Source organism: Flavobacterium granuli (assembly GCF_900129705.1).
Classification (GTDB): Bacteria; Bacteroidota; Bacteroidia; order Flavobacteriales; family Flavobacteriaceae; genus Flavobacterium; species Flavobacterium granuli.
The window spans coordinates 57304-73483 of the sequence record NZ_FQWO01000013.1; the positions used below are offsets into that span (position 1 = coordinate 57304).

General features: G+C 36.6%; 11 protein-coding genes. 1 reads left to right on the plus strand and 10 read right to left on the minus strand.

The genetic code is table 11. The features are described 5' to 3' along the window. Positions 1-89: 89 nt before the first annotated feature. The 7 genes from BUB25_RS14575 to BUB25_RS14605 all read right to left on the minus strand — a co-directional run bounded on the left by BUB25_RS14575 (position 90) and on the right by BUB25_RS14605 (position 11628). Positions 90-2837 (minus strand): aminopeptidase, encoded by a 2748-nt coding sequence (locus BUB25_RS14575; RefSeq protein ID WP_072945689.1) that lies wholly within the window; start codon positions 2835-2837, stop codon positions 90-92. Between the two features lie 196 nt (positions 2838-3033). Continuing rightward, positions 3034-3762, minus strand: a complete 729-nt coding sequence (locus BUB25_RS14580; RefSeq protein ID WP_072945605.1) for an LOG family protein — start codon at positions 3760-3762, stop codon at positions 3034-3036. Positions 3763-3849: 87 nt separating this feature from the next. Then, on the minus strand, positions 3850-6681 hold the full coding sequence (gene uvrA / locus BUB25_RS14585) for an excinuclease ABC subunit UvrA (protein ID WP_072945691.1): 2832 nt from the start codon (positions 6679-6681) through the stop codon (positions 3850-3852). Between the two features lie 105 nt (positions 6682-6786). Further along, positions 6787-8571 carry a chloride channel protein gene (locus tag BUB25_RS14590; RefSeq protein WP_072945607.1) on the minus strand — a complete coding sequence of 595 codons (1785 nt, stop codon included), beginning with the start codon at positions 8569-8571 and terminating at the stop codon, positions 6787-6789. Between the two features lie 45 nt (positions 8572-8616). Continuing rightward, positions 8617-9282, minus strand: a complete 666-nt coding sequence (locus BUB25_RS14595) for a DNA alkylation repair protein (RefSeq protein WP_072945609.1) — start codon at positions 9280-9282, stop codon at positions 8617-8619. A gap of 15 nt (positions 9283-9297) precedes the next feature. Further along, entirely contained in the window at positions 9298-10983 is a 1686-nt protein-coding gene (ggt, locus tag BUB25_RS14600; protein WP_072945693.1) for a gamma-glutamyltransferase, read from the minus strand. 60 nt (positions 10984-11043) lie between these two features. After that, the gene (locus BUB25_RS14605) at positions 11044-11628 is read right to left on the minus strand and encodes an acyl carrier protein phosphodiesterase (protein WP_072945611.1); all 585 of its coding nucleotides are present in this window, start codon (positions 11626-11628) and stop codon (positions 11044-11046) included. Positions 11629-11801: 173 nt separating this feature from the next. Here BUB25_RS14605 and glmM point away from each other — a divergent pair, with 173 nt between their 5' ends. Then, on the plus strand, positions 11802-13205 hold the full coding sequence (gene glmM / locus BUB25_RS14610) for a phosphoglucosamine mutase (protein WP_072945613.1): 1404 nt from the start codon (positions 11802-11804) through the stop codon (positions 13203-13205). Positions 13206-13289: 84 nt separating this feature from the next. Here the strand turns inward: glmM and BUB25_RS14615 are convergent, their stop codons facing one another. The 3 genes from BUB25_RS14615 to BUB25_RS14625 all read right to left on the minus strand — a co-directional run bounded on the left by BUB25_RS14615 (position 13290) and on the right by BUB25_RS14625 (position 16039). Further along, complete coding sequence (locus tag BUB25_RS14615; protein WP_072945614.1) at positions 13290-14315, minus strand: TQO small subunit DoxD; 1026 nt, start codon at positions 14313-14315, stop codon at positions 13290-13292. Between the two features lie 53 nt (positions 14316-14368). Then, a complete protein-coding gene (locus BUB25_RS14620; protein ID WP_072945616.1) occupies positions 14369-14752 on the minus strand; it encodes a hypothetical protein in 384 nt (127 codons plus the stop codon). 219 nt (positions 14753-14971) lie between these two features. Continuing rightward, entirely contained in the window at positions 14972-16039 is a 1068-nt protein-coding gene (locus BUB25_RS14625) for an alkaline phosphatase D family protein (RefSeq protein WP_072945618.1), read from the minus strand. Between the last annotated feature and the right edge of the window lie 141 nt (positions 16040-16180).

Below are 16180 nucleotides of genomic sequence, written 5' to 3' on the forward strand. Positions count from 1 at the left end.
CTGTTTTGTATTATGTATTTTTTTATTATGTGTAATTAAAAGACTTGTTTGTTGAGAATATTTTAATTGCAATGTTTTTGTTTAATCAATTAAAACCATTTTCGATTAAATAAATTGATTAATATTTTTGGTGATAAAGTAATTATGAACCTTATTTTTTCATTGTACTTGTTTTGTCCTATTTCCCAACCATTCGAAGAATAGACTGGTAAATACATTTCAAAATAGTCCGGAACTAAATTCAGACGAATTCCGCTGTCAAATAGCAGTTTTTCGTTTTGAGATTTATTTTTGACAACACCTAGATCGCCATAGACTTCGACCCAATTCCAAATATTATATCCGGCATTCAAAGTCGAAATCCATTGATTGGCAAAAGGTGTGTTCAATTTGGATTTAAATCCGCCTTCGGCAATAATTAATTGTTGACTAAAAAAACCGCTACTTTCTGATCTTCCATAATAATTATAGTCGAACAAATAGTCTGTTGGTCTGTCTAAAGCAAAACTAAAGAAATCAGAATCGGTTTTATTGTATAAAAAACTGCCGGCATAGAAGCGTAATTGTATCTGATGATTGTTCTCGAATAGTTTTCTATAACTTAATTCGGCAGCTGCTTTTCCAAATTTTCCTGCCAATTGCAGGTCAGTCATGAAATTGAATTGCTTAGTAATTTCATTTTTGGAGTTAAAATATTTTGCATTAAAAACCGAATAATTTTCTTTGGAATTATCCACTACAATCGCACTTTTCTCTCTATTAATCATTACCTGGCGAAAAAGAATCAATTGCTTGTGGTTGTCTCTAAAGTCGTTTTCGCGAATGCGCAATTGAACGGTCGGATTTATCGAAAGGTAAGTGGCATCCGGCGCATAATGAAAATAAGAACTCGATAGCGAATAGCGAACATTGTATAAGGCGCTGTTTCTGTAGTTTTGATTTACCACAAAATAGCCCGAACCTGATAGAGTGCTTGCTTTTGTGGAATAGGAAGGATTGATATCAAAAACAAAAGGCTTGTCTAGAATGGTTTTATTATGGAGTCTTAGTCCTGGCGACAGGCCATCGTATAAATTGTAAGTCAAGGTTGGCACATACAAAACCTGATTGTAATAGGGATCTTCAAGATCCTTCATAAACACAAATTTGATGGGACGGTTGTTCGGGAAAAAACTTTTCAGGGATTTCCAATTGTTTCTTAGGTTGTACTCTGGTACTTCATTATTATAGTTGATGACAATCTTATCGGCATTATTTCTTTCCAAAGTAAAAACCGTATCATTTGATTGCGGTTCCAGCCATTTTTTTAATACAATTTTCCCTTGCTTTACGCCATAAATGGGAACTGGGACAATAACGCCAGTTTTATTTTTGATTGAAAAGGAGATGCTATCCTTTGTTTTGATGACATTCGAAAATTTATAGTCTATGATTTTTCTAGTGTTTATGATGGTACTAAAAAACCAATCAATATCTTTTTCAGTATTGGATTTTAACAGCTTTTCAAAATCTTTTTCGGAGGTTTGGCTTTCCTGATTTTTAGCGTAAAATTGACGGATGCTATTGGTAACGGAATTTTCGCCAAGGTAATCGTCTAGATAACGCAAACTCAATCCAGCGTGGTATTTACCGGCAATTTGCTCATTGAATTTGATCAAAGTGTTTTTTGGACTCGCTAGTGATTGATCTAGGTTTTTGCGCGCCATCAGCATATAGAAATAGCTGTATTGCTCGTTAAAATCCAGGTTTGTCAAATTATAACTTTTCAATAATTTAAACGAGGAAGCGCTTCCTAACATCTTACTGTTAGGATGATTCTCTTGAATGTATTTCATCATCGCATAAACCTGAATCCCGTTAGTGATCCAACTATTTTTTCGGTTGTCTATTCTCATCGTGTTTTTGAGATAGGCGTTCAAATAGGTTTTTAAGAATTTGATCTCATAAGTAAACTCATCCGAAAAAGGACTTATAAAAGAGGGCAGTTGGTTCAATCCATAAAAAGGATTTCGTTCATAATCTGTTTCAGAAACAATGATTTTTTCAAACGGATATTTCCCTATTAACTCATTTACATAGCAGACAATATTATCAATAATAATGGCTTTTTGAATTTGGCTAATTTTTTCTTCCTTCAAATTGGTTAATACCTCAATGGAATTATTCTTAAAACTGTAGAAACTGGATTTTGGTTCTATAAATAGATCGAAATTGATTCTGTTTTTTCCGGATAATTTATATATGGTAGAGTTGGCTTTAGGTATGGGTTCAATAGAATTTAGATCAGAAGTCACTTCCATGTTTTCATTGACTTTCAATTCTATATCAAAGTCTGAAACGGCATTGACAATATCGTCCAGATTTTCATTGTTGTATGTTATAAAAGCGTGGTTTTCATATCGGGCTGGACTTAGATACCATGTTTTTAGATTCATGCCTCCGTTAGTATCGTAGCCATATTTGGTAAATTTATCACTGGGAATTTTTACCACATAAGTAAGATAAAATATCGTTTTTTGCGTTGGAGCCAGTTTTTCTCTGAGGTTTACGCTGATCACATCCGGATTTTCCTCTGTTCGGTTCCAGCTTAGGAAAAGTTTATTGGTATCAATAATGGTAATATTGCTTGTACTTCCCTTTTCTTTTTCATTTGCCAAATGGAAACCTCTGTAAAACTCATCCGAAAAACGTTTGGCCAAAGGTGATTTTACATTAGAGTAGGCATTATTCCAGTCGTTGAGAACTATTGTCGAAAGGCTATCATTAGAATCATTAAAAAAAGTAATTTCCTGCTGGATATTCAAGGTTTTAGTATTAGAATCTACCTCAACAAGCATTTTGGAATGATGTTGGGCATACTGTTTTATTGACGTCAATAAAACCAAAAGGCAAACCGCTAATTTGTAGGTTGATTTCAATTGTAGGTCTCGGTTTAATGTAGTACAAGATACATTTTATTTGCATAAAACCCACAGTGCTTTGTAGTTAAAATACTAAAAAAAAATAGGGCTGTCTTAAAAAACAGCCCTATTCTTAAAAATTAGGTTTCAAATTGTACTTTTTATAGAAATTATCCAAAGCTTCAACTACTTCATCCTCAGAATCCACAATTTTTATCAATTTCAAATCATCGGGACTCACGGTTTGTTCTTTTTCTATTAAGACCGTTTTTACCCAGTCAATCAATCCCGACCAAAAGCTGGTTCCAACAAGTATAATCGGGAATTTGGCTATTTTTTTGGTTTGAATTAGGGTTATCGCTTCAAACAATTCGTCTAAGGTTCCAAAACCCCCAGGCATAACCACAAAACCTTGGGAATATTTTACAAACATCACTTTTCGAACAAAGAAATAATCAAAATTTAAATTTTTGTCTCCATCGATATAAGGATTGAAATGCTGCTCAAAAGGCAGTTCAATGTTTAATCCTACCGAGGTTCCGCCGCCGAGATGTGCCCCTTTGTTACCTGCTTCCATGATTCCGGGACCACCGCCGGTAATCACGCCATAACCGGCTTTACTGATTTTATAGGCAATACTTTCGGCAAGTTTATAGTATTTATCCTCGGGCTTGGTTCTTGCTGATCCAAAAATGGATACACAAGGACCAATGCGTCCCATACTTTCGTAACCGTTTACAAATTCGGCCATGATTTTAAAAATGGCCCAACTGTCATTGGTTCTAATCTCATTCCAAGTTTTTTGTTTTAATTTATCTTGGATTACTTTATCTTCATCATTATCAAAATCTTCTAATCTCATATTCGTATTGTATTATTTAACTATTATTTTAGCTATATTCTCTTGATCCCAAATAGCTAATGGGACAGAGTTTAAATCTCCTAAATACTAAAGTAACTCTTTTTTCAAAAACTGCGCCGTATAACTCTTTTTAATTTTGGCTACTTCCTCGGGAGTTCCTTTGGCAACAACTTGTCCGCCGCCTTTTCCTCCTTCGGGACCTATGTCAATAATGTAATCGGCTAGTTTGATTACATCCATATTGTGTTCGATAATCAATATTGTATTCCCTTTGTCAACCAGTTTGTTAATCACGTCCATTAATACTCGGATATCCTCAAAATGCAAACCTGTTGTGGGTTCGTCCAAAATATAAAAGGTATTTCCGGTATCTTTTTTAGATAATTCCCCCGCTAATTTTATTCGCTGTGCTTCTCCGCCCGAGAGCGTTGTACTTTGTTGTCCCAAAGTGATATAGCCTAAACCTACATCTTGAATGGTTTTTACTTTTCTATAGATCTTCGGAATCATTTCAAAGAACGGAACGGCTTCGTCTACCGTCATGTTCAATACATCCGAAATGGATTTTCCTTTGTATCTGATTTCCAAAGTTTCTCTGTTGAAACGTTTGCCTTGGCAAGTTTCACATTCGACATACACATCCGGTAAAAAATTCATTTCAATGGTTCGTACTCCTGAACCTTCGCAGGTTTCGCAGCGTCCACCTTTGACATTAAAACTGAAACGTCCCGCTTTATAGCCACGAATCATACTCTCAGGAGTTTTTGTAAATAAAGCTCTGATTTCGGTAAAAACTTCGGTATAAGTCGCCGGATTAGAGCGTGGCGTTCTGCCTATCGGACTTTGGTCAATATCAATTACTTTATCAATATGTTCTAACCCTTCAATTTTTTTATAAGGCTGTGGTTTTTTTACACCATTAAAATAGTAGGCATTCAAGATAGGGTAGAGCGTTTCATTAATTAAGGTCGATTTCCCGCTTCCTGAAACTCCCGTCACGCAAATCATTTTACCCAAAGGCAATTCAATCGAAACGTTTTTGAGATTATTTCCTGTTGCTCCAGTCAACTTTAGGAATTTCCCATTGCCTTCACGACGTTTTGCCGGGATTTCAATTTTCATTTCGCCGTTAAGATATTGGGCAGTCATCGAATGTGAGGCCAGGATTTCGGCAGGAGTTCCTTTGCTGATGATTTCACCGCCAAATTTCCCCGCCTTTGGACCAATATCAATTACATAATCGGCACGCTCAATCATGTCTTTATCGTGTTCTACCACGATTACTGAGTTCCCAATATCACGCAATTGTTCCAAAGAATGGATTAATTTCTCGTTGTCTCTTTGGTGTAAACCGATGCTTGGTTCGTCCAAAATATAAAGTACACCCACCAGCTGCGAACCAATCTGGGTTGCTAATCGGATGCGTTGGGCTTCACCTCCAGAAAGCGATTTAGAGCTTCGGCTTAAAGCCAAATAATCCAAGCCCACATTCATCAAGAAATCCAAGCGATCTTTAATTTCTTTGATGACCTCGGTGGCGATTCGTTTTTGTTTATCGGATAATTGGCTGTCTAATTTTTTGAACCAAGCCGTCAAATCCGAAATATCCATATTGCACAATTCGGCAATATTCTCCTCATTGATTTTAAAGAATAATGCTTCTTTTTTTAATCTGGAACCTTCGCAAACCGGACAGCGTACTTCGTCCATGAATTCCTTTGCCCAACGCTTGATAGTTGTCGAACCGCTTTCGTCGTGTTGGTTTTTTATGAAATGGGAGATTCCTTCAAAATCTATTTTATAGTCTCTGGCAACGCCCAGATCTTTGGAATTTATCGTAAATTTTTCTTTTCCGCCGTTGAGAATCATTTCCATGGCTTCTTCGGGGATTTTTTCGATGGCATCGGTAATTTTGAAACCGTATTTTTCTCCGATGATTTCCAATTGCTTGAAAATCCAAGACGATTTGTATTCGCCCAAAGGCGCAAAACCTCCGGCTTTTATCGATAATTTCGGATTTGGGATAATTTTCTTGATATTGATTTCGTTTACCGTTCCCAGTCCGTTGCAATGATCACAAGCTCCTTTTGGAGAGTTGAAAGAAAATAAATTCGGTTCCGGATTTTGGTACGAAATTCCGGTTGTGGGACACATTAAGTTTCTACTGAAATAGCGCACTTCGTTCGAATCTTGGTCCAAAACCATCAATACATTTTCTCCGTGATGCATCGCTGTGTTGATGCTTTCTGACAATCTTTTTTCATTATCAGGAGTAGCTTCAATAACAATTCGATCTACCACAATTTCGATATCGTGGGTTTTATAACGATCCAGTTTCATTCCGGGCGTAATATCGAGAATGTCACCATTCACGCGCACTTTCAGGAAACCTTGCTTGGCAATTTGCTGGAATAATTCGCCATAATGTCCTTTTCGGGCTCTAATAACCGGAGCCAGAATATTGATGCGTTTTCCGTTGAAATCCTCTATGATAAGATCTTTGATTTGTTCGTCAGAATAACTGACCATTTTTTCTCCCGTATTGTAGCTGTAGGCGTCTGCGGCTCGTGCATAAAGCAAACGCAGAAAATCGTAGATTTCAGTAATGGTTCCTACGGTAGAACGCGGACTTTTGGAAGTAGTTTTTTGTTCGATAGCGATAACGGGCGAAAGTCCGTCTATTTTATCCACATCCGGGCGTTCCAGTCCGCCAAGAAATTGTCTGGCATAAGCCGAAAAAGTTTCTACATAACGGCGTTGTCCTTCAGCATAGATGGTATCAAATGCCAAAGATGACTTTCCAGAACCCGAAAGACCGGTAATTACTACCAATTTTTCGCGAGGAATGGAAATATCTATGTTTTTTAGGTTGTGAACTCGAGCGCCTAGAACTTCGATGGTATTGTCTTTATCTAACATATTTTTGCTGATTGCTTCTTTCATCGCAATGACAGCAAAGTTAGCATTTTGATTTGTTCTTTAGGTACAACAGTTTAGAAGTTTATGTTAAAAACCGATAGAAATTTATTCAATTGTCATCGATTTCAGCTTGGTTCTATAGGCCTCCAGCGCAACCGATTTAGAGATAAATCCGTAGTATTTATCATCTTTAATCACAGGAAGGAAAGCCACTTTAGAAGTTTCAAATTTATTCATTACGGTTTCCATGCTGTTAAAAGGATAAATAACTTCGGCCGGATCAATCATAATTTCTTTCACCAAAGTATATTTTACCCTATAAGTATTGAATATAATTTCGCGTATGCTATTGAAATGAACAATACCCAATAAATGTTTTTCTTTGTCTACAACTGCAAATACAACTTGATTGGAATGTGAAATCAAATCGACCAGTTTTTCTAGATTTTCGTCAGGAGAAACAGTCAGATAATCGGTTTGTATAATCGAATTAGTATCTAATGTCGAAAGGACGTTAGTATCTTTATTACTGGTAAAAGCATGGCCTTTTTTTGCCAAATCTTTTACATCCATCGAATGTTTTTCAAACCGTTTTGAAATAGCAAAACTGATGGAGGCGACAATCATAAGGGGAATCATCAGGCTGTATCCGCCCGTTATTTCGGCAATTAGGAAAATCGCGGTTAATGGTGCATGAAATAATCCGCTCAAAATTCCGGCCATTCCCACCATGGTAAAATTGCTGACCGGTAAATGAGTGAGTCCTGTAAGATTTATTGCTTTGGAAAATACAAAACCCACGTAAGAACCTACAAATAACGAAGGCGCAAAGTTACCTCCATTTCCTCCTGATCCTAATGTAATGGCTGTTGCAAAAACTTTGACCATCATCGTCAAACCAACAAAAATAATAAGCAACCAGGTTTTGTCTTTGTAATCACTAAAAAGAGTGTTGTCTAATATTTTGCCTGGATTGTTTTCGGATAGGATTTTGATGCTTTCATAACCTTCGCCAAAGAGTGTAGGGAAAATAAAAATAAGGATCGCTAAAATAGAAGCGCCAAACATTGCTTTTTTGTAAGGACTTAGCTTAAGTCGGGCAAAAAAGTGTTCCGTTCTTTGGAAATTTCGGGTGTAGTAAACAGAAATAAAACCAGTTACTATTCCTAAAAGTACATAAAAAGGGATTTTATGGTAATCAAAAAGCTGTTGTTGTTTGAAATTCAATAAAATGGTTTCGTCTAATGTAATTACAGAGACCAAGGCGCCGGTTGCAGCGGCAATCATTATGGGCGTAAATGCCGAAATACTCACATCGACTAACAAAACTTCGATGGCAAACAGAACACCGGCAATGGGCGCATTAAAGGCTGCGGCTATACCAGCTGCGACACCACAACCTATAAGAAGGGTTCTGTCTTTGTAACTTAATTTGTAATTTTGAGCATAATTAGAACCAAAAGCTGCACCTGTAATCACAATTGGGCTTTCTAAACCGGCTGAACCACCCAATCCTACCGTAAGGGAACTGGTAACGATTTGTGCATACATTTGTTTTTTTGGAATAATACTGGCTTTTTTGGCAACTCCATATAAAATTTGTGAAGTTCCTTTTTCGATGGAACCACGAAGTACTTTTTTTACCACAAATACGGTCAATAACAAACCGGCAATGGGTAAAACACTATTGATAAAACTAAGTTTTAAAATGCCATTGATGTAGGTAGCAAATAAGAAAACCCAGTGGGCAAATGACTTTAAGACAATTACTGCAAAGGCAACACTTATACCAACTAATACACTGGATAAGAAAATAAATTGTTTTTCACTCAGGATAGATTGCCACCAAGCAATTATACTTTCTAATTTAGAAATATATTTTTTAAACATTTATCTTTTTTTGAAAGGGCTAAATTACTATTATTTTGCGCAACCTCATGTATTTTTTAATGCTTCTTTTCTGCTTAAAGGCTTAAAGGCAGTAACAGCAACAAACTCCTTAACGGCTTCAGAATCCGTTTTTGCGTATTCCCGTAATGCCCAACCAATTGCTTTTTGAATAAAAAACTCAGAAGACGATTGCTGTTTAAGGCAAATAGATTTTAATAACTCAAAATTGGTTTTCTTCTTGTATCCCAATTGAAAAAGAATGACGCTTCTGTTCAACCACATATTGTCAGCATTAGAAAAAAGCTTCACTACGGCATCAGTTTCATCAGGAAATTCCAATAAATATTCTCCCAGAATGTATTTTGAGATGGTATCCACACTGTCCCACCAAGAATTTTCAGTTATCAGTTTTTTTATTAAATGAATGTCATCCTTTAAATAGTTTTGCTTGAGTTCTTTTATCAAAATCTCTATGGCGCAATAGTGAAATTCCCTTTGTTTTTTTGCAAATAATTGCAAAGCGACCGTTCTGCAATTTTCGGTAACTTCTGCTTTATTTTGCTTCCAAATTTCCTTGAAAAGCCGTCTTCTTTCGGTTGTTTTTATTCCAAAAAAAGCAAAATGATTCCTCATATATTTAGCCATAGGAGCTGCATTTTCAGGATGGCTGTTTTCCATAAAAGCTGACTCTAAAGAAAAAATAAAACTCATAAATATAATTGTAGATTAGAAACCAACCGATTTGTTATCGCCTCTTTTGTCTGCGCCACCTTCCAGTTTTCCATTGGGTAAAACTAAAATAGCATCTACTTGTCCTATAATTTGATTGTTTTTCTCATTGATATGGTATCCTTTTTTATTTAGATTTTCTAATAAATCTTTAGCAAAGGAAGAAGGTTCAAATGTAATTTCGTCGGGCAACCATTGGTGATGAAAACGTGGCGCATCTACTGCTTCTTGCATGCTCATGTTAAATTCATAAACATTAAATATCGTTTGTAATACTGAGGTGATGATCGTAGAACCTCCGGGAGTTCCTACGACCATAAATAGTTTTCCGTTTTTCTCTACTATGGTTGGTGTCATCGAACTCAACATTCTTTTTTCGGGAGCAATGCTGTTGGCTTTGGTTCCTGTAAGACCGTATAAATTAGGAACCCCTGGTTTAGCGCTAAAATCATCCATTTGATTGTTCAGGAAAAAGCCTAATTCGTCACAATAGATTTTAGAGCCATAATTGTCATTCAATGTTGTTGTTACCGAAACGGCATTTCCTGCGGCATCCACAATGGAGTAATGTGTGGTTTGCTTGCTTTCGTATCCTTTGATTTCGCCGTTGGCAATATCGGATGATTTACTTGCTTTGTCAAATGAAAAATTGCTCATTCTCTTTTTTAGATAGCTGGGATCGACCAATTCTTTTAAAGGCAGTTTTACAAAATCAGGGTCACCCAAGAAATAGTTCCTGTCGGCATAAGCTCTGCGTTCTGCTTCGGTAATGAGCTGTATCGCTTTTTGGCTGTTATGTCCCATTTCAGAAAGATTGTAGGGTTCAATCATTTTCATAATTTGATTCAGACAAATACCGCCACTACTAGGAGGAGACATCGAGGTAATTTTTAAATCTTTGTATTGAAAAGTGATTGGTGTTCTCCATTTTGCTTGATATTTATTTAAATCTTCCAAGGTCATAGTACCGCCCTTTTTAGAAAGAAAAGCAATTAGTTTTTGAGCCGTTTCTCCTTTGTAAAATTCATCGCGACCGTTTTGTGCTATTCGTTTTAGAGTGTTTGCCAGCGCCGGATATTTTATGGTATCACCTGCTTTGTATGCTGCAGAAAACAAGCTGTTAGTGCCATTGGCTTTGATGAAGGCAGTTTTGTACTCGGCTAAGCTTTGCGCTTGTTGTTGCGTAACGATTACGCCTCTTTGGGCTAATGCGATCACAGGTGCCAAGATTTCGCTTATGGGTAGAGAACCAAATTTTTTATGTACTTCAAATATTCCGGCTATTGTACCGGGAACTCCTGATGCCAGTGCTGTGGCAGTACTTTTGCCTTCAATTACGTTTCCGTCTTTGTCGAGAAACATGTCTTTGGTTGCCGCAAGCGGTGCTTTTTCCCGATAATCCAAGGCTCCTGTTTCACCATTAGCTTTTCTGTAGACCATGAATCCGCCGCCGCCAATATTTCCGGCCTGCGGATAGGAAACCGCCAAAGCCAGTTCAGTGGCTACCATAGCGTCAAAGGCATTGCCTCCTTTTTTCATTAGTTCGACTCCTATAGATGAAGCCTCTTCACGTGCCGAGACAACCATAGCTTTATCCGTAACCAAACCGGTAGGAAGCGTTACTTTTTCATTCGATTTACAGCCTAAAATGGCTAAGAAAAGAAGTAAGATTATTTTTTTCATCATAGCAATGTATTTGAATTATTACAGTTTTTTTGAAATAGCTTTGATCTTAATTATTGTCTAATTTTTGTCTAATTTTTGTTTTGCGAAGGCGCTCAATTCTTCAAAGAAAGCCGTAAATTCCTGTTCAAATTCGGAGTAATACTCGGTTAGTTCTTCGGTTGAAAAGCGCATTTTTGATTCGTTGGCGGTGCGCTGATCCATTTTGGTCAAGATGTATTTAATCCCTTCCACAGTTTGATAGCTGACAAGCCAGTTTTCGCGCATCATATAGGGCAACATTTTTTTGACTTTTTCCGGAAGGATTGAAAAATTGTCAGTCAGCGATTGATAAAAACGTTCCACAAATTCCGTCAGATTCTCATCGGAATAGTTTGACCAATTTTTGGCCAAAAAATGATCATAAAACACATCCACGATTACTCCGGCATAATGATGGTATCGGGCGTGTAGTTTTTTGGTGCTTTTTCTGAAAATCGGATGCGCATCGGTGAAGCTGTCTATCGCCCGGTGAAGGATAATTCCTTTTTGTACTTCAAAGGGAAAATCCTGAAAATGTTTTCCCCTGACGCTATCGGCAATAAAATTTCCAATTTTGATTGAATCGCTGTTGCCAGAGAGATAAATATGTGCGAGAAAGTTCATTTCTTTTTATTTAATCCACAAAGGCGAAAAGTCTTTATGGAATGTAAATATAGAAAAAAGCTTTTTAACATACATTGTGAAATTACATCGAAAATTTTGCTGCTTTGCCTTTTTGCAAGAAAGTACTTTAGCTATATTTGTGATTCAAAATTAAAATAAAATAGATACAAAAGATGACTTTAATAAAATCGATATCAGGAATTAGAGGAACAATAGGAGGGAAAGTAGGGGATAACCTTACGCCGGTTGATGCGGTTAAATTTGCTTCGGCTTATGGAACTTGGCTTAAAAACAGTGTGGATCCTTCCATTATCAGAGAGGATAAATTAAAGGTCGTAGTAGGTCGTGATGCCCGTATATCGGGACCTATGATTCATAATTTGGTGATTAATACGCTGGTAGGTTTGGGAATCGACGTGATTGATTTGGGTTTATCTACTACGCCTACAGTAGAAGTGGCCGTTCCGCTTGAAAAAGCCGATGGTGGAATTATTCTTACCGCTTCGCACAATCCAAAACAATGGAATGCCTTAAAGTTATTGAACGCAAAAGGAGAATTTCTTAACGGAATTGAAGGCGAAAAAATACTTAAAATTGCCGAGGCGGAAGCTTTCGATTTCTCGGATGTGGACAGCTTAGGTGAGATCACTGAAAATGATGCCTATATGGATATTCATATCGATGAAGTGCTGAATTTGCCTTTGGTAGATGTGGAAGCAGTTAAGGCAGCCAAATTCAAAGTGGTGGTTGACGGTGTCAACTCATCAGGCGGAATCATCATTCCAAAATTATTGCAATTGATGGGAGTTGAAGTCGTGAAATTATACTGCGAACCCAACGGACATTTTCCGCACAATCCGGAACCTTTAAAGGAACATCTTACCGATATTTCAGAATTGGTGGTTAAAGAAGGCGCCCATTTGGGTGTAGTTGTTGATCCTGATGTTGACCGTTTGGCTTTCATTTGTGAAGACGGCGAAATGTTTGGTGAAGAATATACTTTGGTAGCCTGTGCTGATTATGTGTTGAGCAAAACTCCCGGGAATACCGTTTCTAATATGTCCTCGTCCCGTGCTTTGCGCGATGTAACTAAAGCACATAACGGTAGCTATGAGGCCAGTGCCGTGGGAGAAGTAAATGTGGTAGAGTTGATGAAAAAAAATAACGCTATTATTGGTGGTGAAGGAAATGGCGGAATCATTTATCCGGAGTCGCATTATGGTCGTGATAGTCTGGTGGGAGTGGCTTTGTTTTTGACCCATTTGGCCAATAAAAAAATGAGTGTTTCGGCTTTGCGCGCTTCTTATCCGGAATATTACATGAGCAAAAACAAAATCGAATTAACGCCACAAATTGATGTAGATGCGATTCTTGTAGCGATGACCGAAAAATACAAAAACGAAGATATCAGCACCATTGACGGAGTTAAAATTGACTTTGCCAATGATTGGGTACATTTAAGAAAATCGAATACGGAACCTATTATCCGTATCTATACCGAAGCACCTTCACAAGCACAAGCGGATGCACTTGCACTTCGTATTATTGACGAAATAAAAGCCATAGCGGGAATCTAAAAGCGTTGTTTTTTAATCTAAAAACCCCTTTCGAAAATTTAATTTTGAAAGGGGTTTTGTTTTTTGGATTAATTCAGATCAGTATTATATTTCAAAAGCCTCAGACCAAGTTGCCCCGCTGATATCAATCAAGGTCAAATTGTATTTTCCTTTTGGCAAAACGGATAATTTTTCATCTTTGATAGAAAGCACTGCTTTGGCTCCCAAAGGAATTAGCATGCTGTGTTTGCCGTTTTTCACCTTGGTGACATAAAAGTTTTGAATTTGTTCTTTTGGAAATTCGGAAAGGGCTGTGCCGTCTAATTCAATAATGGTATTTCCGCTGGCATCCGAGAGCTGTATTCCAATTAAAAAAGAACCATATACATCAGCGCCTTCTGTTCTATACACTTGAAAAGAGAGCGTTTCTTTTGTTATTTTAGTATCTTGGAGTTCAATTTTTGGCTTAACCGATTTATTATGCAAGCTTCCCCAAACGCCACCATGAAAGTATTGGTTGGTAAATAAGGTGATGAACAAAATCAATACTGAACCCGAGAAAACGAGTTTGTGTAATAAATTTAATCGAATAGGAAGCAGACCGGAACCCAACCAACTAAAAAATGGGGAAGCAGTGATTTTGGATTGTTTTTTTAGCAAAAGGTAATCCAGCGAGTATTTTCCGCTGCCGGACAAAAACAGCGTAAATCCTGAGGCTATGCCTAGAATTCCAATTTGCCATTCGTCCAGACAGGTAGTTCCTAACCATCCGGATCCTAATAGAATTCCCATTGCCAAACCAAAAACACCAATGCTCATCAGTCGGGTAAATAAACCCAACATCAGCAATAAGCCTACGATACCTTCAATAATTGTAAATACAGCCATAGCCCACCATAAAGAATCCGGATGCGTTACCAGATATTCAATTATGGGTTTTATGCCCAGTGCATTGGGTAAAAAATGGTTGAATTTTTCTCCAATATATCCCGAAGCTTCAGGGTCTAATTTATTTTCTAAAATTAATCTGCGCCAAAAGGCCGAAAAATAAGTCCAGCCAACAACAAGTCGTAAGGACAAGGTAAAAAGTCCTGACATAGTGTAGGACTGCAATAATTTTGAATCTTGCATTTTATTAAATTTTATAGTAAAGATTATTTATGATTTGAACAAATTTGGTTTTGTTAAATCATAACTTTTAGTCTTTTATATAAAATGTAGAAAGGTAGGGTATTAGTTATGTTTTTTCGGAGAGCGATAAAAGAATTGTCTTTTTCAATCTCAAAAGAAAGTATTGTAGGATTAGTCCTTGCAATGATTGGAGTACACTCGTTTTTTACATCCTTTTTATGTATTTCAATAGTTGATTTTTGCAGAAGGTTGTCATCAACGTCACATTCATTTGATTGTATTGCCGTGGCTTTATTTCTATTGAGTGTTTGGGTATTTTCAATCTTTAATTGGGTCTCTAAGTAATTCCGAACGGAACAAGGGGCAATCAATAAAAATAAAGCAAATAGCGAAAGGGCTATTATTTTAAAGTTGCTTATTTTTATTCGTTTTTTCATTTATTCTAAAATTTTAGAGGATTTTATCTTTTAGCAGTAAGCCAGATCTTTCGCGGCTTTGGAATTTTGGTGAAATTAGGCCTTAATCTTCGAATAATCAAAAAAATAGTCAGATTGAATTAAATTCCGGGTTTTTTTATAGCCCTGTTTCACTTTTGTTGGTCGCTTAAATCAGGTATTGCGAAAGCTATTATTCAATCAAAATTTTGAACTGTTTTTCTACTTTATTTTATTGTAATCTTGAATCCGCTGAGCAAGTAGTTTGTTTTCTTTACCGCGAATTTCCATGAAGACCCGGTTGTTTTTGAAATCGAATTTCAAGATATCAAAATTGATTTCTTTGATAACTTCGCCTTTTAAATAAGGGTTTTCTTCTCCTGAAAATCCACTATAAGTATGCGTAAGACCACTGGAAGTAAAATCAACTAGGGGATAAGAGAGTTGCTTAACTTTCTTGCTGGAGAATAAAGCAATGTGCCTATCGCCGGAAAGGATAAAGGTTCCTTTGGCTTTAGAGGAAACAATCAGTTTTTCTAGTTTTTCTTGTTCGTGAGGAAAATTTCCCCAGCATTCAAAACCATGTTTATCCGATAAAAACTGAATACTGCTTACAATTACATTAAATTGTGCTTTGGACGAATAGAGTTCTTTTTTTAACCATTTCCATTGTGCTTCACCCAGTATTGTTCCGTTTCCATACATATTCGGTTGAAATCGTTTATTGGGATTAGCAGATTTGGTTAATGCAGTTCTAAAATAACGGCTGTCCAGTACAATGATTTTTATTCTGTTCCCATTAATGATTAAATCCTTGGAATTATATACGCCTTCTCTTTTCCTTTCGGGAGCATTTTGAGGCGTATCTAAAAAATCAAACAAACAGTTTTGGCTTTCTTTTTTGAATTTATATTCCTCTCCACCGTCATTTTGGCCATAATCATGATCATCCCAAGTTCCAAGAATAGTTTTGTTTTTTATGAAATTTTGGTATTCCGGATCTTGTTTTTGCTTTGCGAAATTTGCTTTTAAAACCTCCATATCTTCGGTGTCTGAATATACATTGTCACCGCCCCAGATCCAAACTGCCGGATGATTACTATCTATAGATTCCCAAAGTTCATTTTTTATTTTCTGGTTGTCACAAGATCCAAAGGCAACGGTATAATAACTTGTGTCATCGGATAATGTGCCAGCCTCTGGATTTAATTTGCTTTTGCAACTAATAAGCAATAAAATACTAAAAAATAGAATGTTTTTTTTTATTGTAATTAACTGGGATGACCACATTTTTTTATTGTGAAAATTAGGGATTTATTCTAACAAACGATTTATTTTATTGTCAAATTATCTTTAAGATTGAGTCGTATCTTTAGTAAAATAAGAATAAGTTATAAATCACGGGATTTTTAAATTCACAAAAAATGAATA

Excerpts from the sequence above, each read along its gene's own strand:
- BUB25_RS14615 (WP_072945614.1), bottom strand. The coding sequence starts at position 14,315 with ATGCAAGATTCAAAATTATTGCAGTCCTACACTATGTCAGGACTTTTT.
- BUB25_RS14625 (WP_072945618.1), bottom strand. The coding sequence starts at position 16,039 with ATGTGGTCATCCCAGTTAATTACAATAAAAAAAAACATTCTATTTTTT.
- uvrA (WP_072945691.1), bottom strand. The coding sequence starts at position 6,681 with ATGTTAGATAAAGACAATACCATCGAAGTTCTAGGCGCTCGAGTTCAC.
- BUB25_RS14620 (WP_072945616.1), bottom strand. The coding sequence starts at position 14,752 with ATGAAAAAACGAATAAAAATAAGCAACTTTAAAATAATAGCCCTTTCG.
- ggt (WP_072945693.1), bottom strand. The coding sequence starts at position 10,983 with ATGAAAAAAATAATCTTACTTCTTTTCTTAGCCATTTTAGGCTGTAAA.
- BUB25_RS14580 (WP_072945605.1), bottom strand. The coding sequence starts at position 3,762 with ATGAGATTAGAAGATTTTGATAATGATGAAGATAAAGTAATCCAAGAT.
- BUB25_RS14595 (WP_072945609.1), bottom strand. The coding sequence starts at position 9,282 with ATGAGTTTTATTTTTTCTTTAGAGTCAGCTTTTATGGAAAACAGCCAT.
- glmM (WP_072945613.1), top strand. The coding sequence starts at position 11,802 with ATGACTTTAATAAAATCGATATCAGGAATTAGAGGAACAATAGGAGGG.
- BUB25_RS14575 (WP_072945689.1), bottom strand. The coding sequence starts at position 2,837 with ATGCTTGTTGAGGTAGATTCTAATACTAAAACCTTGAATATCCAGCAG.
- BUB25_RS14590 (WP_072945607.1), bottom strand. The coding sequence starts at position 8,571 with ATGTTTAAAAAATATATTTCTAAATTAGAAAGTATAATTGCTTGGTGG.
- BUB25_RS14605 (WP_072945611.1), bottom strand. The coding sequence starts at position 11,628 with ATGAACTTTCTCGCACATATTTATCTCTCTGGCAACAGCGATTCAATC.